The 23,284-nt window shown below is 36.9% G+C and carries 23 protein-coding genes; 12 read left to right on the plus strand and 11 right to left on the minus strand.

Features of this window, described 5'->3' with window-relative positions; all coding sequences use genetic code 11:
- The first annotated feature begins 7 nt into the window (after positions 1–7).
- Entirely contained in the window at positions 8–1,003 is a 996-nt protein-coding gene (locus ACIQ38_RS00230) for an LLM class flavin-dependent oxidoreductase (protein WP_402816651.1), read from the plus strand.
- Between the two features lie 5 nt (positions 1,004–1,008).
- Here the strand turns inward: ACIQ38_RS00230 and ACIQ38_RS00235 are convergent, their stop codons facing one another.
- The 5 genes from ACIQ38_RS00235 to ACIQ38_RS00255 form a co-directional block, all read right to left on the minus strand.
- On the minus strand, positions 1,009–1,374 hold the full coding sequence (locus ACIQ38_RS00235; RefSeq protein ID WP_402816653.1) for a hypothetical protein: 366 nt from the start codon (positions 1,372–1,374) through the stop codon (positions 1,009–1,011).
- A gap of 114 nt (positions 1,375–1,488) precedes the next feature.
- A complete protein-coding gene (locus ACIQ38_RS00240; RefSeq protein ID WP_402816655.1) occupies positions 1,489–3,351 on the minus strand; it encodes an ABC transporter ATP-binding protein in 1,863 nt (620 codons plus the stop codon).
- Positions 3,348–5,072 carry an ABC transporter ATP-binding protein gene (locus ACIQ38_RS00245; protein ID WP_402816657.1) on the minus strand — a complete coding sequence of 575 codons (1,725 nt, stop codon included), beginning with the start codon at positions 5,070–5,072 and terminating at the stop codon, positions 3,348–3,350. Before ACIQ38_RS00245 ends, ACIQ38_RS00240 begins: the two co-directional genes overlap by 4 nt.
- Positions 5,065–5,475, minus strand: coding sequence for a MarR family winged helix-turn-helix transcriptional regulator (locus ACIQ38_RS00250; protein ID WP_402816659.1), 411 nt, complete (start codon positions 5,473–5,475; stop codon positions 5,065–5,067). Before ACIQ38_RS00250 ends, ACIQ38_RS00245 begins: the two co-directional genes overlap by 8 nt.
- Positions 5,476–5,735: 260 nt before the next feature.
- Positions 5,736–6,038 carry a YunC family protein gene (locus ACIQ38_RS00255; RefSeq protein ID WP_402816661.1) on the minus strand — a complete coding sequence of 101 codons (303 nt, stop codon included), beginning with the start codon at positions 6,036–6,038 and terminating at the stop codon, positions 5,736–5,738.
- Positions 6,039–6,159: 121 nt separating this feature from the next.
- Here ACIQ38_RS00255 and cax point away from each other — a divergent pair, with 121 nt between their 5' ends.
- From cax to ACIQ38_RS00290, 7 genes are all read left to right on the plus strand, one after another.
- Positions 6,160–7,218, plus strand: a complete 1,059-nt coding sequence (cax, locus tag ACIQ38_RS00260; RefSeq protein WP_402816663.1) for a calcium/proton exchanger — start codon at positions 6,160–6,162, stop codon at positions 7,216–7,218.
- 83 nt (positions 7,219–7,301) lie between these two features.
- Positions 7,302–8,240: an MBL fold metallo-hydrolase gene (locus tag ACIQ38_RS00265; protein ID WP_402816665.1), complete on the plus strand. Its 939-nt coding sequence runs from the start codon at positions 7,302–7,304 to the stop codon at positions 8,238–8,240.
- Between the two features lie 288 nt (positions 8,241–8,528).
- Positions 8,529–9,311: a transporter substrate-binding domain-containing protein gene (locus ACIQ38_RS00270; RefSeq protein WP_402816667.1), complete on the plus strand. Its 783-nt coding sequence runs from the start codon at positions 8,529–8,531 to the stop codon at positions 9,309–9,311.
- Between the two features lie 46 nt (positions 9,312–9,357).
- Positions 9,358–10,512, plus strand: coding sequence for a saccharopine dehydrogenase family protein (locus ACIQ38_RS00275; protein ID WP_402816669.1), 1,155 nt, complete (start codon positions 9,358–9,360; stop codon positions 10,510–10,512).
- Positions 10,513–10,556: 44 nt separating this feature from the next.
- Positions 10,557–11,213: an amino acid ABC transporter permease gene (locus ACIQ38_RS00280; RefSeq protein WP_402816671.1), complete on the plus strand. Its 657-nt coding sequence runs from the start codon at positions 10,557–10,559 to the stop codon at positions 11,211–11,213.
- 36 nt (positions 11,214–11,249) lie between these two features.
- The gene (locus tag ACIQ38_RS00285; protein ID WP_402816673.1) at positions 11,250–11,999 is read left to right on the plus strand and encodes an amino acid ABC transporter ATP-binding protein; all 750 of its coding nucleotides are present in this window, start codon (positions 11,250–11,252) and stop codon (positions 11,997–11,999) included.
- Positions 12,000–12,224: 225 nt separating this feature from the next.
- Positions 12,225–14,264, plus strand: a complete 2,040-nt coding sequence (locus ACIQ38_RS00290) for a Na+/H+ antiporter (RefSeq protein WP_402816675.1) — start codon at positions 12,225–12,227, stop codon at positions 14,262–14,264.
- Between the two features lie 56 nt (positions 14,265–14,320).
- Here ACIQ38_RS00290 and ACIQ38_RS00295 read toward each other — a convergent pair whose 3' ends face one another.
- Both ACIQ38_RS00295 and ACIQ38_RS00300 read right to left on the minus strand, forming a co-directional pair.
- A complete protein-coding gene (locus ACIQ38_RS00295) occupies positions 14,321–14,683 on the minus strand; it encodes an alkaline phosphatase family protein (RefSeq protein ID WP_402816677.1) in 363 nt (120 codons plus the stop codon).
- 174 nt (positions 14,684–14,857) lie between these two features.
- Positions 14,858–16,822: a methyl-accepting chemotaxis protein gene (locus ACIQ38_RS00300; protein ID WP_402816679.1), complete on the minus strand. Its 1,965-nt coding sequence runs from the start codon at positions 16,820–16,822 to the stop codon at positions 14,858–14,860.
- Between the two features lie 231 nt (positions 16,823–17,053).
- Here ACIQ38_RS00300 and ACIQ38_RS00305 point away from each other — a divergent pair, with 231 nt between their 5' ends.
- The 4 genes from ACIQ38_RS00305 to ACIQ38_RS00320 all read left to right on the plus strand — a co-directional run bounded on the left by ACIQ38_RS00305 (position 17,054) and on the right by ACIQ38_RS00320 (position 21,103).
- Positions 17,054–18,151, plus strand: a complete 1,098-nt coding sequence (locus ACIQ38_RS00305; protein ID WP_402816681.1) for a hypothetical protein — start codon at positions 17,054–17,056, stop codon at positions 18,149–18,151.
- 3 nt (positions 18,152–18,154) lie between these two features.
- Positions 18,155–19,372 carry an amidohydrolase family protein gene (locus ACIQ38_RS00310; RefSeq protein WP_402816683.1) on the plus strand — a complete coding sequence of 406 codons (1,218 nt, stop codon included), beginning with the start codon at positions 18,155–18,157 and terminating at the stop codon, positions 19,370–19,372.
- A gap of 595 nt (positions 19,373–19,967) precedes the next feature.
- Positions 19,968–20,762, plus strand: coding sequence for a VLRF1 family aeRF1-type release factor (locus tag ACIQ38_RS00315; RefSeq protein WP_402816685.1), 795 nt, complete (start codon positions 19,968–19,970; stop codon positions 20,760–20,762).
- A gap of 131 nt (positions 20,763–20,893) precedes the next feature.
- Complete coding sequence (locus ACIQ38_RS00320) at positions 20,894–21,103, plus strand: alpha/beta-type small acid-soluble spore protein (RefSeq protein WP_402816687.1); 210 nt, start codon at positions 20,894–20,896, stop codon at positions 21,101–21,103.
- A 40-nt stretch (positions 21,104–21,143) separates the two neighbouring features.
- Here ACIQ38_RS00320 and ACIQ38_RS00325 read toward each other — a convergent pair whose 3' ends face one another.
- The 4 genes from ACIQ38_RS00325 to ACIQ38_RS00340 form a co-directional block, all read right to left on the minus strand.
- Entirely contained in the window at positions 21,144–21,434 is a 291-nt protein-coding gene (locus tag ACIQ38_RS00325) for a YxcD family protein (protein WP_402816689.1), read from the minus strand.
- Positions 21,422–21,868, minus strand: coding sequence for a hypothetical protein (locus ACIQ38_RS00330; protein WP_402816691.1), 447 nt, complete (start codon positions 21,866–21,868; stop codon positions 21,422–21,424). The genes ACIQ38_RS00325 and ACIQ38_RS00330 overlap by 13 nt, the downstream gene beginning before the upstream one ends.
- 388 nt (positions 21,869–22,256) lie before the next feature.
- Positions 22,257–22,385 (minus strand): sporulation histidine kinase inhibitor Sda, encoded by a 129-nt coding sequence (locus ACIQ38_RS00335; protein ID WP_402816693.1) that lies wholly within the window; start codon positions 22,383–22,385, stop codon positions 22,257–22,259.
- Between the two features lie 411 nt (positions 22,386–22,796).
- Complete coding sequence (locus ACIQ38_RS00340) at positions 22,797–23,039, minus strand: hypothetical protein (protein WP_402816695.1); 243 nt, start codon at positions 23,037–23,039, stop codon at positions 22,797–22,799.
- Positions 23,040–23,284 lie beyond the last annotated feature (245 nt).

The raw sequence follows: 23,284 nt of genomic DNA on the forward strand, positions 1-23,284 counted from the left end.
AGAAGAGATGAAGTTAAGTATATTGGATCAATCCCCGATTTCCTTCAATCAAACTGCGAAAGAGGCATTAAATGAGTCGATGGAGTTAGCAAAGCTTGGCGAATCGTTAGGCTATACTCGCTATTGGATTACAGAACACCACGACTTAGCGGGACTCGCCAGTTCAGCTCCCGAAGTGATGCTAGCGTACATTGGGGCGAATACTAATACAATCCGTATTGGCTCAGGAGCTGTATTGTTGCCTCACTATAAACCATTCAAAGTGGCAGAAGTTTATAACACACTCGCTACTTTATTTCCTGATCGTGTGGATGTGGGGCTAGGACGAGCCCCGGGTGGATCTGCGGAAGCTACGAATGCATTGTCGGATAATTTCTTGCAAAACGTATATAAGATGCCTAGTTTGGTGAAAGAATTTCTTCATTTTCTAAATGGGGATTTCCCTAATGATCATGAGTTTTCGAAAGTTTCTGCTGCCCCAGTTCCAGATGTATTGCCAGCGCCATGGCTTCTAGGAACAGGAAAAAAGAGTGCTTTGCTTGCTGCGCAAAATGGACTTTCTTATGCATTCGGTCAATTTATGAGTGAGGTGGATGGGGCGGCTATTATTCAAGCATATTTGGATGCTTTTAAGCCTGGAAAACAAGGACAAAAACCCGAAGTAATTGTAACAGTTTCGGTTATTTGTGCGGAAACGACTGAGAAGGCGAATGAGGTAGCGAACAGTGCGCTTGTATGGTCCATACAAAAGGCAAAAGGGGAGGGAAAGGAAGGAGTTCCTTCTATTAAAGATGCACAACAGTATATATTAAACAATGTAGAGAAAGAAACATTGGAAAATATGAAAAAGAAATTTATTATTGGTAGTCCCACAGATGTGAAAAAGAAGCTGATGGAAATGCAAGCTTACTATAAAGCGACTGAAATCATGTTAAATACGATCACCTATTCTGCGAAAGATCGGTTTAATTCGTATAGATTAATAGCTGCGGCAATGCTGTAGATTGGTTAAAGTACTTCCATTTCTTTAAGAACCGTACGGATTTCATTTTCTGCTAATTTATCCGATATTTCATCTTTCAAGTGTTGAATGAAGGCTTCTTCGAAGTCTTCTGAATCTACTTCAAATTTATCTAATTCAATTTGAACATCTTGGCTAACATCTGAACTTACTTCTACTAGTTCAGTGAAGAAGAGCCAAAACTTATTTTCTTTAAATAGTTTTCCATTAATATGGACAATGGTGGAGGATATTTTGGAAGATGGAACAGAGTAGTTATTTTTTATGCGAATGAAAGTTTCATCATTATTTGCAGCAAATATCATTTCTGGATATCCAATATCAAAAGCTTTTTTGAAATCTACCTTATTCAAAATGTTCCCTCCAAACTAACTTCATGTTTAAGTATATAAATAGGAAAGAAAGATTATGACTAAGTATTTTGAGATTTAAAAAAGAGAGTCAAGAATCTGACTCTCTTTCAAATGTTAAATTGCTTTTTTAGTGGAGAATTGACTGTTATATAGGTCGGCGTAGAAGCCGTTTTCTTTAATAAGCTCCTCATGTGATCCTTGTTCAATTACCTTACCTTGATTCATCACCAATATTAAATCTGCATCTCTAATAGTAGAAAGTCGATGGGCAATTACAAAGCTAGTTCTTCCTTCCATTAAGCGATTCATGGCCTGTTGGATCAGTAGCTCGGTCCGTGTGTCTACACTGGATGTCGCTTCATCTAAAATCATAATAGGTGGATTTGCAAGAACAGCACGAGCGATTGTTATAAGTTGTTTTTGTCCTTGCGAAATATTAGATGCTTCTTCATTTAAAATCGTCTCGTAACCATCTGGCAAAGTACGAATAAAATGATCGGCACGCGCTGTTTTAGCCGCTGCGAATATCTCTTCGTCTGTCGCTTCGTCTTTTCCGAATGTGATATTATCTTTAATGGATCCATTAAAGAGCCATGTATCTTGAAGTACCATACCAAATGTTGTGCGGAGATCTGTTCGTGACATTTTTCTAGTATCATGTCCATCGATGGTGATTTTCCCATTGTTTAATTCATAAAATCGCATCAATAAATTGATTAAGGTTGTTTTACCAGCACCAGTAGGTCCTACTATTGCTACCGTTTGACCTGGTAACACGTCAATATTCATATCCTCGATTAAAAGTTCATCTCCGTATCCAAAGTCTACATGTTCAAATGTAACTGCACCTGCTGCTTTGGATAAACTTTCTGTTGTCACTTCTTTTTCTTCTTCCTCTTCGTCCAGTAATTCAAAAACCCGTTCAGCAGCTGCAATAGTCGATTGGATTATATTAGCGATATTTGCTGTTTGCATAACTGGCTGTGTGAACTGACGAGTGTACGTAATAAAAGCTTGAATGTCACCGATTGAAATGGCGCGTTGGGTAACTAATATCCCACCAACAACACTAATCACTACATAGCTTAAATTCCCGATAAAAGACATCATCGGCATAATAATCCCTGATATAAATTGTGCTCTGCGACCGGCATCATATAATTGTTCATTTACTTCATCGAATTCAGCGACCGCTTTTTTCTCATGACCAAACACTTTAACTACTTGATGGCCTGTATACATTTCTTCAATATGACCATTTAATTCGCCAAGTGTTCGTTGTTGATCGGCAAAATGTTTTTGCGATCTTTTCAAAATGGGTTGAATGACAAACATCGACACCGGAAGACTAACAATAGATATTAACGTTAATAGTGGGCTAATCGTTAACATCATGATAATAATACCTACAATGGTCACTACCGATGTAATAAATTGTGTTAAGCTTTGTTGAAGTGTATTTCCGATCGTATCGATGTCATTCGTCACACGGCTTAACGTTTCCCCATTAGGTCGACCGTCATAGTATTTAAGTGGAAGTTTTTCTAGTTTCCCATTTACCTCTTCTCTTAAATCATACACTGTTTTTTGTGCGACGCTCGACATAATATATTGCTGGATATACGTAAACAAACTGCTTATTAGATACAAAGCTGCTAGTAGAAGGAGAAGTTTCCCAACCGCATCAAAATCAATTGCTGCGCCAGGAACACCAGTCATTTTGGCATAAGCACCTTCGAATAGTTCTGTAATGGCGTTCCCCATAATTTTAGGTCCGACAATAGCGAATATAGTACTTAATATAGCGGCGATAAACACGGCGATTAATTGATTGCTGCGAGGTTTCAAGTAAGTAAGAAGGCGCCATAAAGTACCTTTAAAGTTTTTCGCTTTTTGTCCGCCCATCATCATCATGTTTCCTCCGCCTGGTCCTGCTGGATGTCCGCCACCGGACTGCGATTTTTTTGGCTTACTCATGCGATTTCCTCCTCTCCTAGCTGAGATTCAACGATTTCTCTGTATACATCATTATTTTCTAAAAGTTCTTTGTGCGTACCAATTCCTGCTATTTCTCCTTTATCTAATACGATAATTTGATCTGCATCGACTACGGTACTAACCCGTTGTGCAACAATGACGGTAGTTGCATTTTTTGTCTCTTCTTTTAGTGCTTCACGTAAACTTGCGTCTGTTTTGAAATCAAGAGCTGAAAAACTATCATCAAAAATATAAATATCCGGTTTTCGAACGAGCGCCCTTGCAATAGAAAGACGTTGCTTCTGTCCTCCAGATACATTCGAACCGCCTTGTGAAATAACGGAATCATATCCTTCATCCATTTTGACTATAAAATCTTCCGCTTGCGCAATGCGAACAGCATGCTCTATTTCTTCGTTGGTTGCATCCTCTTTCCCAAAACGAATATTTTCTTTTATCGTCCCAGAAAAGAGAAGTGCTTTTTGAGGGACGAAGCCAATTTTTGAGCGAACTTCATCTTGGGAAGATTCGCGAATATCGACGCCATTCACACGAATCGTTCCACTGGTCACATCATAAAACCGCGGTATCAAATTCACAAGTGTTGATTTACCAGCTCCGGTTCCTCCGATAATTGCCGTAATCTCCCCAGCCTTTGCTTGGAATGTAATATTGGATAATGCAGACTCTTCTGCACCAGGGTAGCTAAAAGATACATGATCAAATTCAAGTGTACCTCGTTCTTTATTAGCTAATTTTGTTCCTTCGTTTAAAGAGGTCGGTTTTGTATTCAGTACTTCATTGATACGGTTTGCAGATACTGCCGCACGAGGTACCATAATGAACATCATGGAAGCCATTACAAGTGCGAACATAATTTGCATTACATACTGGATAAATGCCATTAAATCACCGATTTGCATCGACCCACCATCGATACGGATTCCACCAAACCAAATGATTAATACAACGGTAATGTTCATAACGAGCATCATGACGGGCATTAAAAAGGCCATTACTTTATTCACTTTAATAGAAACATCGGTCAAGTCTTTATTAGCTTTTTGAAGTCTAACCTTTTCTTGTTTTTCACGATTAAAAGCGCGGATAACTCGAATTCCTGTTAAATTTTCACGTAATACAAGGTTTAATTGGTCCAATTTCGTTTGTACTGTTGTGAAAAGCGGAACACCTTTATACATGATTAATAAAACAGCCCCAACTAAAACAGGCATTGTAAGTACGATGACAAGTGATAGTTTGGCGTCTTTTGATACGGCCATAATAATACCGCCGACAAACATGATAGGTGCACTCACCACCATACGCAACATCATGATGGTTACTTGTTGCACTTGCGTTATGTCATTGGTCGTTCTTGTAATAAGAGATGCAGTACCAAATTCATCAAAATCTTGAAGGGAAAATTGCTCTACATGTTTGAATACTTTACGACGAATATCACGACCAAAGCCCATTGCAGCTTTGGATGAATAGAAGCTTGCAGCGATTGATGCGACCGCCCCGAATGCAGCAACTAAAAGCATTAATCCTCCAATTTTCCAAATATATGGAGTATCTCCAACTACTACACCTTTATCGATGATATCAGCCATAAGTGTTGGCAAATATAGGTCAGCCATCGATTGGATAAAAACTAATCCTAAAATGGAGAGGATAATCCATTTATATACAGTTAAGTTTTTCAGGAGTTTAATCATTTTGGGTATCCTCCTTTGAAATAGTTTCATTTTCTAAAGAGCTAGCGATATGAAGCAGAGTGGCTTGAAATTCATCAAATTGTTTTTCGGTAATTGTGTCCATAATGGACTCGATTGTTCGATGAATGCTTCCTTTTTGTTGACTTATTTTGTCAAACAAGTTATTTCCTTTTTCACTGAGTATTAATTGCATTTCTCTTCGGTTGTCGGGAACAGGTTGTCTATGGAGCCATTCGGTTTGTACAAGTCCATCCACTGCCGTGCTTAAAGTACTTTTAGGTATTTGTAATACTTCTCCTAATTGTTTTTGCGTCATTTCTTTACGTGGCGCAATGGTCATTAGAACAGAATACTGTGGAATAGATAGTTCATTTTCTAGCGCGGTCTTATGTATAAACCGCATCATATTCCTATTTACACGCCAAAAAGTATGCAAGAATTTTGAAGATCTACTATCAGGGTGATTGTTACAATGCACTGTTATCACTCCGTTCTTTTTAGGATAGTTCATTTATGAACAGTTTATTATGCTTTATTAATTTACTCCTTCTTTTGGTGAATGTCAACTTTTTGTCCCTGTGCAACAAACAATTCTAAATTGTTTGTTGCACAGGGGCAAAAAAGAGCTAGCCATACAAAGATGGCTAGCTCGTCGGTTTTCTATTAGATCATTTTCAAAAGTGCTTCTTTACCAATCATTCCCTTGGTGATTCCACGTTCTTCTGCTTCGAAAGTGATGGATTCCAGAGGTGCATTAAGAAGTTGTTCGATTGTTTTCACGCCTACAGCTCTTCCAGCCAGCACTTTCCGGTCTTTTAGTTTCTCATTTAACAATGCAACATCCAGTGCCCCACACATGATATACCCATTGTCGTTCGATACGACAAGTAAATTTGTTTTTGGTAACTCGACAGAAATCGATAAAAATATGTGTCCTTCGATATTGATAGGTTCCAAATTAATCATCGGTTATCATTCCTCCTTTTCATCTATCTATAAGTTATGTAAGGGAAAGAAAAAGGGTTTCTTCTTGTTGAATAAGGGAAAGATATGTTTAAAGTGTATTAAGTTGAAGAGGTGTTTATTAGTGAATAAAATATTTGCTATTGTTGTCTTTGTAGGAGTTCCTTTCGTGCTTCTAGGAGCATTTTTGAATTGGTCTGCCATGATTATGTTTTTTCTTTGTTGTGTGAGTATTATTGGACTTTCCGGATACATTGGAAGGGCAACGGAAAGTTTGGCAATCGTAAGTGGTCCTAGAGTCGGAGGCTTGTTGAATGCGACTTTTGGTAATGCGGTTGAGCTTATTATTTCGATATTCACATTAAAAGCTGGGATGGTTGGGATCGTTTTAGCGTCGCTAACTGGGTCAGTTCTCGGTAACTTGTTACTTGTACTTGGATTGTCTTTCTTTGCTGGGGGTATAAAATTTAAGCGCCAAAAATTCAGTGTTCACAGCGCGAGATACAATTCAGGGTTGCTTATTTTTGCCGTTATTGTAGCGTTTGTTATTCCAGAAGTTTTTTCAATGACCATGAATACAGAGAAGACGTTGAGCTTAAGTATTGGGATTGCCATCATATTAATTGCTTTATATCTTGCGGGATTATTTTTCAAGCTTGTCACGCATCGAGGTGTATTCTCGTCTACAGATGAACTAGAAGCGGAAGCTGAAAAAGAAGTGCCGGAATGGACAAAAGGAAAATCTATTCTGATCCTTTTGTTGGCGACGGTAGTAGTCGCTTTCGTTTCAGAGCAATTAGTGCATACATTTGAAATGCTTGGGGCCAAGTTTGGTTGGAGCGAGTTGTTTATAGGTGTCATTATTGTAGCAATTGTAGGGAATGCTGCTGAGCATGTTTCCGCTATTACGATGGCTGTCAAAAATAAAATGGATGTGTCGGTTGAAATTGCAGTTGGTTCTACATTACAAGTGGCTATGTTTGTAGCACCGATACTTGTGCTTATTTCTTTATTCATGCCACAGTCGATGGCGCTCGTTTTCACTTGGCCGGAGCTTGTCGCGATGGTTACTGCTGCACTTTTAGTTATTAATGTTTCCAATGATGGTGAATCGAACTGGTTTGAAGGGTTAACGCTGTTTGCTGCTTATTTGATCATGGGAATAGGTTTTTATCTTCTTTAATTTTACAGGATGATAATGATAAGATAGAAAGTATATTATCTGAATGTTCAATAGATAAAACCATGACTTAGGGGGAATATGTAGTGCAAGAGACAAAACCAATCCAGTTAAACGAAAGAATGCATCTAATCGATGGGCATGATTTAGGGATCAAGGAACGAACGGGTATATATGTCATTCAAGAAGAGGAAATAACCATTGTAGAAACGAGCGCAAGTCCTTCTATCAAGCATGTAAAAGAAGGGTTAAAAGCTTTAGGAATTTCTTTAGATGAAGTTAAATATATAATCGTTACACATATCCATTTAGATCATGCTGGAGGTGCGGGATTACTAATCCAGGAATGTCCGAACGCAAAAGTAGTAGTACATCCAAAAGGGGCAAGGCATTTAGCAGATCCGTCTAGACTTATAGCTGGTGCAAAGGCGGTATATGGTGATAAATTTTCGGCGCTATTTGAACCAATCCTTCCTATTGATGAGGATCGTCTTCTTGTGAAAGGGGAAGGGGATAAACTAACAATTGGTCCAAATTGCCAATTGGAGTTTTTAGATACACCTGGCCATGCCAACCATCATTTCAGCATTTATGATCCAATTAGTAACGGCATGTTCACAGGGGATACAGTTGGGGTACGTTATGAACAATTAATACCAGATGGAGTACAGTTATTTCTACCATCGACTTCTCCAAATCAGTTCAATCCAGAGGCGATGCAAAGAGCGATTGACCGTTTTAAAGAAATGCAGCTTGATGCGATTTACTTTGGTCATTACGGGATGGCAAAAGAACCGAATGAGGTATATCACCAAGTTTCTAATTGGTTGGAAATTTACGTAAATGAAGCGAAAAGAGTCTACGCAGAACAAAAAGGCTACGAAGTTCTTGCAGAGCGTTTAGAAAGTTTAGTGAGGGAACATCTAAGAGGGCAAGGTATTTCAGATGACCATGAGGTGTATAACATCTTACAGTTAGATATAGAAGTCAGTTCAATGGGATTGTTAGATTATTTGTCGAAATAAACTTATAAAAGACCTGCTGTTCAAATATACACGGAAAGTGTGCATTTGAGGAGCGGGTCTTTTTTTGCCTCGTATTAAAAATTGTTACGGGTGTATTACGGGTGCCAGGCACCCGTAATACACCCGTAACATTTCTATAAGAGTTTATAAATATATTTGATAATAAAAATGAATCTTTCAGAATACACTTTATGAAAGGGGTTAACTTGTCTTATTCAAATATAGGACAAGTGTTTAATAGATTCCTTCGCACGCCTATTTATAGGGAAAAATAAAGGGGGAAGAGCGTTGAAGAAGTACTTTGTTTTATTTGTTATAACTTTTTTTGTCATTAGTATGGTGGCAGGTTGTAGTTCCGGGGGTGGGGAAGTGTGGAAACGTATTGAAAAAACTAAAGTCTTAAATGTTGCCTTTGAAGGCACATATCCACCTTTTAACTTTATGAATGATAGTAATGAATTTCAGGGTTTTGACGTAGATATCTCCAATGAAATTGCTAAGAGATTAGGTGTGGAAGCTAATTTTATCGCGACAAAATGGGATGGTTTAATAGGAGGTTTAAAGGCTAATAAATTCGATATCATTATTGGTCAGATGACTGTAACGGAAGAACGGAAAAAGAGTGTTGATTTTACTGACCCTTATGTTGTAACAGGGTCTGTTTTAGTAACGCGCGAGGAAACGAATGATATTTCTAAGCTTGAAGATATAAAAGGAAAAAAAGTTGGCGTAGGCGGGGGAACAACTTTTGAAGAGGTTGCAAATAGTGTAGATGGTGCAGAAGTTAAACTATATAAATCAGTAAGTGATTACCTTGAAGATCTTAAGAATGAACGATTAGATGTCATTATTAATGATCAGCTATTAATAAGTTACAACATTAAAGAAAATAATCTCCCGATAAAAATTGCAAGCGATATTGTCAATAAAGACGAAATTGGAATGGCTATTAATAAAGGCAACGAAGATTTTGTTAAGAAGGTAAATACAGCGTTAAGCGACATGAAAGCAGATGGGACGTATAACGAAATTTATAAAAAATGGTTTGGTACTGATCCAATAGAAAACTAATGATACGCGGAAATAATCTAAAAAGGATAAAGGGAGGAAATATAATTTGCATATCGTTGTATTAGGAACAGGCATGATTGGAACGACTGTAGTTAGTGAAGTTGCTAAATTTAATGAAATTGATGTGATTACTGCTGTTGATGTAAGACAACAAAGTATTGATAAATGTTTGGAAATCGCAAATAACCCTAAAGTGGTTGGACAAGTAGCGTCATTAGAGACGGAAGAAGATATTGCCAAAGTACTCAAAGGGGCGGATGTAGCGGTTGCTTGTCTCCCACATTCCTTAAGTCTCGTCGCCATAAAAGCCGCAATCGAATCAAAATGCCATTTAGTAGATCTTGTTGGATCAAAGTTCAGTGAAAAAATAGCCTTGTATAAAGAAGCACAAGAAGCAGGGGTATTGATAATACCTGGATGTGGGGTTGCACCGGGAATAACCAACTTCTTAGCGGCGCAAGGGATTGAAATGTTAGAGGAAGCAGAGGAAGCGGTAATGATTTGCGGAGGGATTCCTAGACATCCTGTTCCTCCCCTTTGGTATCAGGTCGTTTTCCGACTCGAGAGTGTGTTAGGACTTTATACAAAGCCAGCAGTAGCAGTGGAAAATGGAGAACTAGTAGAGTTGCCTCCTTTATCGGGATTAGAAAAAATCACTTTTCCGGAGCCAGTAGGTAACTGCGAGGCTGTAATTACAGATGCACATAGCACTGCGTACATTTTAAAAGATAAAGTGAAAAACTTATATGAAAAAACAGTACGATATCCAGGACACTGGGAGAAAATGAATGTATTAGGGGAACTAGGATTTCTCGACGATCAACCTACTAAGGTAGGGGAAATCACAACAACTCCACGAGCATTTGCAGAAAAAATTCTTGCACCTAAAATGATTGGTGCTTCTAATGAAGACATCACGGTGCTTCGGGTGGAAGTAAGTGGAATGAAAGAAGGGAAATCAACCAAACATATTTGGGAAATGGTTGATTTATACGATCATGAGCGTCGAATCACTTCTATGGCTAAAACAACTGCGATTCCGGCTGCGATAACAGCTAAGTGGATCGCAACCAACAAAATTACTGAGACAGGTGTCGTTCCCATAGAAAGCATTATTATTAGGGAGAGATTCCAACCATTTGTAGAGGAGTTAAATAGATTAGGAGTAAATATTAACTATAAAGAAGAAGCTTTAGTATGAATAGACAATTAATTATGTAATTAGTCTAAAGAGGAGGAGGATGTATGGACTTCACTATCATTATTGATTCATTGCCATCCCTACTTAAAGCAACTTTAATGACTATTTCTTTAGCAGGAATCTCCATTGTAATCGCGCTTGTAATTGGTTTTTTCACTGCAATAATAAGAATAGTAAAAGTGAGAGTTTTAAATAGAATTGCTACCATATATGTTTCCATTATTCGTGGAACCCCGTTATTAGTACAAATTTTCGTCATTTACTATGGTTTACCTCAAATAGGCATTTCTTTAGATCCTATCTCTTCAGGAATACTTGCTTTAAGTTTAAATGCAGGGGCGTATCTTTCTGAATCTTTTCGAGCATCCATACTTGCTGTAGATAATGGACAAATGGAAGCATCTTTATCAATGGGAATGACCTATTCACAAGCTTTAAGGCGAATCATTTTGCCTCAAAGTCTTCGAATTGCTATTCCTACATTGTCCAATTCATTTATTGTGCTTATTAAAGATACCTCATTAGTTTCTGTAATCACCGTAACGGAGCTATTACAAATGTCTAGTTTGATAATTGCCAAAACATTTGAACCACTGACGATCTATTTAATAGCCGCCGCTATATATTGGGTATTGATAACTTTCTTTACAACTATATTAGATAAATTAGAAGTGAGAACTTCCAAATACTTGGTTCGATAAGTACTCTATTTGAAATAAGAATGAAAGGAGTCGGCCATGGGGATTATTCAAGTCAATAATTTAAAAAAGAACTTTGGCTCAAATGAAGTATTAAAAGGAATCGACCTCACTATTGCTAAAAGTGAAGTAGTCGTCATAATGGGACCAAGTGGCTCTGGGAAGTCAACTTTACTACGGTGTTTAAATTTTTTAGAGGAGCCATCAGGCGGAATCATTAAAATTGGTGAGTTTCAAGTAGATGCTGAAAAGAAAATAGATAGTAAACGAAAAAAAGTAATTAGAGAGTTAAGGAAGATAACAGGTTTTGTCTTTCAATCATTCAATCTATTTCCGCATAAAACAGCTTTGGAGAATGTAATGGAAGGACCTATTATTATTCACGGGACTCAGTTGGATGAGGCTCGAAAGATTGCAGAAAATCTTCTTATAAAAGTTGGTCTTGGGGATCGTTGTGATCATTATCCGGCTCAATTGTCAGGCGGTCAACAACAACGAGTAGCGATAGCTAGGTCACTTGCGTTAAATCCGGTGGTGATGCTTTATGATGAGCCAACCTCGGCTCTAGATCCTGAACTTGTCAAAGAAGTTTTACAGGTTATCAAAGATTTAGCTAAAGAAGGAATGACAATGATTATAGTTACGCATGAGATGAATTTTGCTAAAGAGGTTGCGGACAGAGTCATTTTTATGGACAATGGCGTAATTGTAGAGCAAGGTACATCAGAAGAAATTTTTCATAAGCCAAAGGAAGCAAGGACAAGACAATTTTTGTCGATAGTCGAATAAGCATGATAAAAGTATAGGAAGTTAAAGGGGTAATTATTACAGGTGCCAGGCACCCGTAATAATTACCCCTTTTATTGGAATTTGAATAAGAAATTCAAAGTTAACACAAGGTTAAAGTACTTGGATGAATTACTTCTTTTATAAGTACCGAAACGGTTAGCATTTGTATTTCGTTAAAAACAGTTTTACACTTATTACATAGTACATATAGAAAGGAGATACGTGATGGAATTTTTAATGATTATCTTACTTTTGCTAGCCATCATTGGGCTTTCTAATTTTATCAATCATTTTTTGCCATACATACCTGTCCCACTTATTCAAATCGCACTTGGCGTCTTACTTGCAGCATTACCGCTAGGCATACATATGCCCATGGAGCCAGAACTATTTTTCATCCTATTCATTGCGCCATTATTATTTTATGATGGAAAAAACGTTTCAAGACACGAACTTTGGAAATTAAAGAAGCCAATTTTATTATTGGCGCTTGGACTCGTGTTTTTAACGGTCGTTGTCATTGGATATTTAATCCATTGGCTTATCCCTTCCATTCCAATATCTGCAGCGTTTGCACTTGCCGCAATTTTATCTCCTACAGATGTTGTAGCGGTAGGAGCAATTTCGAGTAGGGTGAAGATGCCAAAGACAATTATGCATATACTTGAAGGCGAGGGGCTGATGAATGATGCCTCCGGATTAGTTGCTTTTAAATTTGCTGTAGCGGCAACTGTTACAGGTGTATTTTCACTTGCAGAAGCTAGTTGGAGTTTTATATTGATTGCACTTGGAGGATTTTTGGGAGGAGCATTACTTGCTTATTTCATCATACGACTGAAATTATTAATCCGTCGATTAGGTATGGAAGATGTAACACTACATATGCTTATCCAGTTATTAACTCCCTTTATCATTTTTTATATAATTGAACATTTTCACCTTTCTGGGATTTTATCTGTTGTTGCTGCCGGTATTGTTCATGCCATTTATCGAGATCGGGAGCAGTCACCGAATGTTCAATTGCAAGTTGTTTCGAAGAGTACATGGACAATACTTATTTATATTTTGAATGGGCTTGTATTTGTGCTGTTAGGTTTACAAATTCCAAGTGTTTCCCAAGAGATTATAGAAAGTCCGTTGTTTAATAACTTTGAAGTGATTACTTATATACTGATCATTACCGCCTCGCTTTTGGCATTACGTTTCCTGTGGATTTTTGCAGGATGGTGGGGAGGATGGCTACTGAAAATGGAAAGACTCCCCAAGCCATCGATGCGATATATAAGCATTACGACGATCTCAGGGGTGCGAGGTGCAGTGACACTTGCAGGTGCGTTTACAATCCCTTTCTTTTTAGCAAATGGAGATGTGTTCCCTGAGCGTTCTTTAATTATTTTTATCGCAGCGGGTGTCATTTTAGTAACACTTGTTTTAGCTAGTATTTTCCTTCCAATTATTGCGAAAACGGAAAAAGGAAGTACGGAAGAGTTAAAAGAAGAAATGGAAAGAAAGGCGATACTTAGTTCGATGGATGCAGCGATTCGAACGATGCGTGAGCTGACTACAGATAAAAATCGAGAAGCGGCCGTTTCGATTATTGCTCATTATAATCAAATTCGAAATCACTTCGTTAACGTAACGGAAGAAGAAAGTGCTCGAAAGAAGGAAATGGAAACCGAAACTCGCTTGAAAGCATTAGAAGTAGAAATACATTATATTGAAAAGCTACAAACAAATGAACAAATTGACCGAGAGTCGCTGTATTTATTAGAAGAGCATATTCATCGGATGCGCGTTGCTGTAACGAACCATTTACAATATCGAGGGTTATTCATTTGGACAATTGTAAAGCGAGGAATTTTGAATATAGCAAGCTTGTTCAAGTCGAGAAAGCATAGCTCCTTGAAAGCTCGTTTTGAGAAAAAGAAAAAAGTGGCAAGGATTAAAATGGAAATGGCGCAAGAAGCAATCACATATTTGAGAGAATCGATGACTCCTGAAAATGAGGGCATTAATGTATTAATCATTGGAGAGTACAATGATATGATCATGAAATTTAAGTTAGCACGAAAAGGTGCAGACTCAAGTCGATATATTCGAGAACAACGAGAGTTGAGAGATAAAGCCTTTCAAGCTGAGCGAGATGAGATTCAAAGCCTATATGAAACAGGCGAAGTTTCCATGGATATTATGAGAAAAATTCGCCGACAGATTAATATTAGGGAAGCATATTGGATGGAAGAAAACAGTGTGCAATCCCATTAATAAAAAGACATACCGCCGTACTTGAATGTATGGCGGTATGCCTTTTTTATTTGTTTTTACAGTTTTGGCTGACCTGAGAAGCTAACTTGGCTTAAGCTTCTTGTGACATCATCATCCGACATAAAATAAACAGGTTCATGCACTAGTTGTAGTTGAAAGTTCTCTTTTTTTAGTATAAAAGGTGTAAGATCACGTCCTACAAGTGGATGTACTTCGATATGATCTTGACGCAGTTCGTTTGCTATTTTATCCACATTAATATTAGCAAGTCCAAGTAATGTAGGATGAATATCCACATAGCTTGTTAACATATTCGCAGTACTACGTTCTGAAAATAATTTTGGACTATGAATGAGGAAAGGTACATGAATCGTTTCTTCATCCTCTCGGTATGAAGACAAGCTCGTGACTTCAGTCATGAGTTGTTGACTATCTACTTGTTTTGCAATGAAAAATTATCACCTCTTAAAAAGACCGTTTCTATATTTTACGTAATAATTTAATAATTGTTTGGGAGTTTCTTTGCTTAATTTGAAAAGTAAAAAGAACGATTACCACGGCATTAGATTCCGGATAATCGTCCTTTGAGTATTTTAATATTTAAATCGAGAAATTAGCTCTTTTAATTCTTCCGCCATATGAGAAAGAGATTGAGCAGATGCAGTGATTTCTTCCATTGAAGCTAATTGTTCTTCTGCCGAAGCAGCTACCTCTTCAGAAGTTGCCGCATTACTTTGTGCAATCATCGCTACTTCATTTGTTGTTGCAGTCGTTTCTTGAACAGCTGCGGCTACTTGTTCTGCCGTTGCAGAAACTTCCTCCATTTGAGGTGTGATTTCTTTCATACTTTGAATAATTGCCTTAAACTTCTCGATAGTATCGTTCGATAATTGCACGCCTGTTTGTACATCGTTTTTAACTAATGCCATAATCTGTACGGAACTGTCCGTGTCTGTTTGAATACGTGCTACAATCTCTTGAATCTCTTTTACAGATTGCTGTGATTGTTCTGCCAGTTTTCTAACTTCATCTGCTACTACTGCAAATCCTTTTCCATGTTCGCCAGCTCTTGCTGCTTCAATTGCTGCGTTCAATGCTAAAAGGTTCGTTTGTTCCGCAATTCCTGTTATTACTTCTAATATGGATCGAACTTCTTTTGAGCGTTCTGATAGCGAATTTATTTTCTCGTTGGATTCATTTACAGAAGTATGTATAGACTCCATTTGCATGACCGTTTTTGTCACTGCTTGTCCGCCTATTTCAGCTTGCGTTGTTGCTTGGTGAGATAGCTCAGAAACTTTGGAAGAGTAATCCGCAATTCGAGTAACACCAATAGAAATTTCAGCTAATGATTGAGCACTTGTATCTACACCAACTGTTTGTGTTTCGGCACTTCTTGCTACTTCTTGAATAGAAGAGGCGACCATCTCAGTTGCGGCACTCGTCTGATCAGCGCTTGCAGATAGCTCTTCAGAGGAAGCGGCTACTAACTCTGCGTTTTCATTCACACTTCGAATCAAGTTTATAAGACTAGCTTGCATCTCATGGAATGCTTTTCCTAAAGCTCCTATCTCGTCATTAGATTTTAGAGTAATCTGTTCTGTTAAGTCTCCACGACTAATGGTAATTGCTTTTTCTTTTAAATAATTAATCGGACGAATAACGGAACGAACGATGAAGACTACAGCTACTAAACCTATGATAATAGAGATAATAATAACGATGACTGTCATCTTGAGAATTGGAGCAGCAGCAGTATTAACGTCCGAATAATAAAAGTTACCAGCTATTTTCCAACCGGTTAAATCGTTAGTTGTAAGGCTCATTACTTTCAAATCATCGCCTAGTCCATATTTGATGCTACCTGATTCTTTTGCATATAATTCTGCATACTCACTATCTACTGTACTTCCTATCTCTTCAGTAGGGTGGTAGATAAACTTATTGGTACTATCTAAGATGACTACATATCCAGAACTTCCTATTTGTAATTGATCTGCTAGTTTTTGTATGTATGTCAAATCGAGATCAACAGCAACAACACCAGAACCATCCGCTAAAGTTTGAGATACTGTCACTACTATTTGGTTTGTACTAGCGGAAATATAAGGTTGCGAAATAGTTGCTTCCCCTTTTTTATTCATAGCATCTTTATACCAGTCTCTTTGTCTCGGATCATAGTCAGAAGGCATCGCTACATCAGGGCTTTGTATAAATAAACCAGTTTCAGTCCCCACATAAACAAGTTCGACTTCAGGATGCTGTGCTTTATACTGTGAAAATTGATTATTCACTCCAGAGTTTTCTTCTTGCTTCCAATTTACACTTGTTGAAAATACTTCCACGTCATGTACTTTAGTTTGTATTAAGTTATCCACAGAACTGTTTAATAGATTTAAATTTTCTTCTACACCAGCTAGTAATTCTTTCTCAACAGAGTCTTTAGCGGTTACAAAGGATAGTATGCCAATTAACACTGCCGGAATAATTAGTATAAGTAAGAAAGAGATATAAAGTTTAAATTTCAAATTTATACCTTTTGTTCTACTTTTTTTCATGCGAAATCTCCTCGTATTCATCACTAAAACATATTTGTGATGAAATTATAATATATTTTGTTGATTTATAAGATAAATGTACTAAGAATTATCTTCTAATTCTTTATCGGCCGGACATAAAGTTAGTTGAGAAAGAATTATTATTTTATTGCTAAGAGGATTTTTAACCGAGACAAACACACATATTTCTAATCGGACATAAAGTATAAAAAGGGTAAGGGGGTTGTTCGGTTGGAGAAAAATCAAGGAACAGGCTTTAAGTTGAAAGGCGCACGTTCGAAATGGTATCCAATTGAGGTTGTTGGTATATTGTTAATAATTGCTTCGTTATCAATCCTATTATTTAATCCTAGTTCACTCTCTGATTTTTTTAATGCGATTATTACCGAAGTAAAGCCTATCGTAGTCGATGTGTTTTTAACAAGTGAAATTGGAATTGCCATCATTATTAGTGTAATTTTTGGTCGTATGATAGAACGTTTGGGATTCACAGACGGTTTAATTCGAATTTTTGTTCCAATTATGAAATGGTTAAAAATTAACCCTTCTGTCATTGTGCCAAGCGTTTACAATATTCTTGGGGATATTAACGCTGCTGGAAAAATTGCAGGTCCTGTACTTGTGAAGGCGAAAGCTACGAAAGCGGAACAAAAAATCGCAGTTGCAACGATGATTCAATCACCCCAATCTTTTGCAACATTAGTGCTAGGCCTCATTGCGCTTGCTGCATTTAATATTAATGCCTTTCCTTTAATCATCCTCTCTATTTTTCTGCCAATCGTGGTCGTTCCATGGCTATTATCCATTACTATTTACCGTGATACAAAAAAGGTCGATTTAGAAAATTTGCCTCGTTTTACACCGAAAACAAAATTTCTTGAAACTTTCTTTTCTTCTGCAAAAGAAGGTGCTGAGCTTCTATTTCTAATCATTATTCCTGCGGTTGCGGCTGTATTTTTCGCAATTGGAGCGCTTCGATTCTTTGGAGCCTGGGATGTAATTGAATCAAGCTTATCGAGTGTTTTAACATTTTTAAGTATTGAGCCAGCGACGGGCATCGTATCGATTCTTGCTGCTCCTACGCTTGCTGTCGCACAACTTGCTGAACTATCTGCTTCAATCGATCCACGATTAGTAGTTGGTTCTTTCGTTTTAGCAAATTCAGGTTTACCGTTATCGGTTATTTTAGGACAAATTCCTGCAACTTGGGCAGGAGTTTCTGATTTAAATGAAAGAGAGGCGTTAGTGGCATCGATTGTGGGGCTGATTATTAGAATTGTAACTGCATGTTTACTTGCGTATTTCTTAACGCCATTTTTAGTAGGATAAATAATGGATATTTATATGGTTCGTGCTAAAAAGATTGTAACAGTAAGCAATGCTGGAACGATTAAAGATGGTGCAATGCTAATCGAAAATGAAAAAATAGTAGAAATAGGAACATGGGAAATTCTGCGGAAACAATATTCCTCTATTCAAGTAATCGACTATACAAATTATGTAATAACACCTTCTTTAGTTGATTGCCATACGCATCTACTTGAATTTGCCCCCACATCTCTTTATCCAGTTACTCCACAAACACATTTTATAGCCGGAAAAGCGATTCTTTTTCATGCTTTATCATCTGGAATTACAGCACTTGGAGAACAAATTTGCGGTCATCCACTTTGCGATTTTCGGGTAGAGGATTACCGAAAAGCAATACATGGAATACCACTAAATGTATCATTTGCAACGACTAGTATATCCATTGGCTTCGAAAACATTGCGCATTTTAGTTCAATAACTCAGTCGGTGGCTGTCCATAAAAAGGATTTAATTGATCCGTTCTTAGTTAAGCAAATTGCAAAAGAAAGTGACTACCCAGGTGAAAATATATTCATCAATGCGACCCCTGCAAATTTCACTATTAATGAGGTCCCAAAAGCTGGAGAAATTATTTACTCAATAGAAGAAATGAAAGAAATCGTAGATATTTACCATCAACTAGGAAAGAAAATTGGCGTTCATGTCGCGGGTAAAGAAGGAATAAAAATGGCACTGGCAGCAGGTGTGGATGTCTTGCATCATGCACATGGTATAACAGATGAACTAATAGAAAGAGCTTCGATACTGGGTATACAAATAGTTGCTACACCAATGGGAGGAACACATTTAACTCCAAATTCACCCATGGAAATACTGCGATTTGTGAATCAAAACATTTCTGTTTCGATTTCAACAGATGCTTATTTGCCACCGTATCCAGAAGTATCATGGCTTCCGTTTAAAGACCAATCATTAAAAGGACCAGACCAATTAATGTTAATAGCATATCCGTCCATGCAGCTTTTAAAAGAAAATAATTATGATGAAAATGCAATTTTGGCTTTACTTACTAATAACCCAGCGACGATATTAGGCAAGGAAAATCAATTCGGTCGCTTAGAAAAGGGCTTAGATGCAAACTTTTTAGTCGCAGAAGGAATTCCAGGGTTAGAAATAACGGAACCGGAGAAAATAAAAAGAGTTTATTACCAAGGGAAAATGGTTATTGATCGGACTTAAAATAAAATGACTAAAGAAATGACTTATTTTAAAGTACAGTATAGGGAAAGTGTGTCGTAGTGACCTCAATAAGGAGGCCGCTATATTTCCGCCGGAAAAGTGACGAGCCACTACGTCGCTAACGCTCTTGCAGGGTCTCACGCCTTCGAGCAAAATTCCAAAGAATGGCTAAGGGCAATCAAATAGCTGTTGAAAGCAACTAATTTTAATATCAAAGCAATTAAAATCAGTACGAGAGCAACTAAATTGCCAATGAAAGCAACTAATTTCTCGCAATAATAAGTTTACTTGGATTGAGACAACGATGATTTGGTAATTATAGGAATAATATGGATAAAAGCCCGCCCAACTATCCTTGTCGGCATCCGCTCACCCTACGGAAAGCGTCCACCCTGCTGCGAAAATCCCTGCGGACACTTCATACAACTCACTAAGACACATTATCTATATATTGCACAAACTATCCTATATAAGGGTAGTTTTTTTATTTCTAAATAAATGAAATTGAACCTAAAACATAACACTTCAATTACGGATTTTCTAATCGTTTGAGGGAAATGCTAAGTGTGTATTAAAAAAGGAGGTTTTAGGATAAATGACGATAAATAAAGAACTTGAAGCATTAAAAGCGTATAGCTGTACAGATCGTTGTGTGTTAAGTGTTTATCTAAATACAAATCCTGCAGACCCGGATACGCTTAAAGGTGCTTGGAAGATTCACTTGAAAAGCGGTTTAAAACGTATTGGTGAATATTTAGAGGCGTCGGATGATGCGCAAGAAATAAAAGCATTTGAACAAATAAAGAAAAAAATAATGAACGAAATTGAAGAAAATGCACACGATTTGCGTAAAGGAATCGTTATCTTCGCTACTGCCAATGAAGATTTATGGTCTGTTTATTATGCGCAAGTACCGGTGAAAACAAATTTCTATTGGGAAAACCATGCGATGACTGAACAATTAGAGTATATGTATAAAGCATATCCAGAAGCGGGAATAATCATGCCAAGCTTTGGAGAAGTTCGTATTTTGGATACGGCGATGGGGTTTGTTAGAGACGATTTAACGTTCAAATTTGACCCAGTTTCTGAAGAGTGGAGAGAAAAGAAAAAAACAGATGCCAAGGGAAGACGTGCTATTGCAGATAGCAGAACAGCCATATTAGAACCAGGATACAAAGTAAATGCTACAACCTTCTTCAAAGGAATGAATACAACCATTGAACAGTTAAAGAAAAAGCGAGGTTGGCGAGAGCTTCATGTAGCAGGGGAGGCAGAGATGGCAAAAGCATTTACGGACAGTATAAGGGAGTTGCCGGAAAGCTGCATCCATAAAAACTTAAATAACAGTAAATCATACGAAATAATTCATCAAATTTTCGAGAAGTAATAGAAAAGATGGAGCCAGATAGTTTATTTTACTTGGCTCCATCTTCAAAAAAAAATTGCAAAATTCATCTTTTCTTTTTTGTATAAACGAGTCATTATTGCACAATCTAATTTCACAAGGAGGTGAACAACATGGCTAATCGTAATTCAAATCAACTTCTAGTACCAGGAGTACAACAAGCTCTTGACCAAATGAAATATGAAATTGCACAAGAATTTGGTGTAAACCTTGGTGGAGATTCTACAGCGCGTGCTAACGGTTCCGTTGGCGGAGAAATTACTAAGCGTTTAGTAGCCCAAGCCCAAGCGCAAATGAGTGGACAACCAAATAACCAACAATAACAAATTAGACCGGTGGCGAAATTGCCACCGGTTTTCAATGTTAATGGACAGCTGCAATTATGCCTTCTTCATCATCTAGAATTAATTCGATTCCTGTTGAGTTAGGGTCCAGATTCAAAAATTCTTGGATGGACATGCGCAGTGCCTCTATTAAATTTAATGTACTTAGAAATTGCTGTTGTCCGTTTACAAATGCCTCTGCAGTAAATCCAGTATCGTCATCGTACATAAGCTCTACTTCCACTTCTTCTGGTATCACATGTTTTTGGCGAGCGATATATACACAAACGGCATTAATGATATTTTGTTCTGGGATGATTAACTTCTCCATGAGTTAGCATCCTCTTTTTTCTTTTCTTTGAACATGTGAAAAATTTTACGAATAATTACTACGATTAGAATAATCGCTGCAGCATTAATTGCGAAGCCTAAAATAGATCCGAGTATACCCATATTAGCGAACATACTTCCGAATATTAAACCAGCCAGTCCACCTACAAACAGACCTTTCATGAGGCCGCCAGATGTAAATCCGCCTTTCTTATTTGTGTTAGTAGTGGATTTACTTGTTGCGGTTGTAGAATCTTCTTTTTTCTTCTCGATATTTGAATTGTTGTTCGTTGTGTTGTTATTTGTATTGAAACTTTTCTTGCCCGATTTATATTTTTTCGCTTCAGCTGTGATTGGATTGTCGTTAAATACTAAGTTACCGACCGATGAAAATACGAGCGTTGCGGTTAACAAAAATACTACTAATTTTTTCATTTTAAATGCCCCCATTATTAACTATGTAAGTGTACTATTTTAGACTATACTATTTACGCACCAATGAAAAGAAAGTAGTACTTTAAATGTGATCAATTAAAGTGTTAAGTTACCCACATGTTTGTGGATAAACTGTTATTAACTTAATTAGTGTAGATGATATTTTAAATTATCATTGATTTTGTATTGTGTATAACTTTATCCACAAATACACAAAAGAAGAATAATGTCGAATTACATTCGAGGAGGAAACCTGTTGTTATAAATGTTTAAAGGAAAAACAAAATAAAAAAAAGACACTCTTTCATTCAACTGAATTGGAGGTGTCTTGTAGAAAAGATTTAATAGGTTATTTTTCTCAAAAGATTGGCTAAACTACTTAGAGAGATTAGGCATAAACAATCAATGAGCGACGACAAATTTCATTTTCCAAGAGAATTATAAAATCAGTTGAGAGTTTTAGCTCTTTAGCTCTTTCATAAGACTCTAATAACAATTCATCTGACATTTTACTCATCCTATTGACACCTCCTGATTGAAAAATTCTACTAAAAGTTTTGAGAAAAATAAAAATGAATCGTATATTTCTATAATTCAAATCTAACAAAAATCTAGTTTAAGAACAACTGTTCTCTTATCCACAGATAAGAGTGGATAACCTGTTAGCAATTGTTAATAAGTATCCCAAATGGTTTGTATAGCAGTCGGGATTTTGTGAATAACTTTATCCACAAAAATTGATAACTCGAATTTTGTCGAAACATTTTTATAGAAATAGACTAAATATTAGATTCTAAATGAATTTTATCGTGCATAAAATGTATCGCTCTTGACGTACATTATCTTTTTTCATAAGTATATCTTATACTAATGAAAGTAAATGTAATTGCGAATAACTTATCCACAAGAAATTATACATCCTTACATGTTATTCACGATTTTTATCCGTTACCTCCTCATCAGCATCTTCTACATTTTCTTTATCTACGGTTGTATCTTCTGGTCCTTCATCGTCGTTATCAACATCCACATTTAAATCTACATCTTCTCCTGGTTCATTTATATCGTTATCATCCGGATCGTCACCGCAAGCTGCTAGTAATGCTATCGAAAGAAAAGTTGCTGCGCCGATTTTCCCCCATTTGCGTTCCGTGATTGAATTCGTTGTCATCTTAAATTCCTCCCATTATAGCTTTTTGTTCTGTTGATCTATTTGTTATGTACCCCTTATTAACCGAAATATAAACATGTCCAATATACCTTTTGCGAAACAGTATAAAATTTACAGTTAAAAATTGATTGATTATATGATAGTTCGGTTATCGATTATATTAGCGGTATTTATATGGGAATGAAATGTTTTTTTTGTTAAAATCCGAATAATATCTTGTGGAATTGATAAATAGTATGTATAAT

The sequence above is a fragment of the Psychrobacillus sp. NPDC096389 genome, from assembly GCF_044762855.1.
Taxonomy (GTDB): domain Bacteria; phylum Bacillota; class Bacilli; order Bacillales_A; family Planococcaceae; genus Psychrobacillus.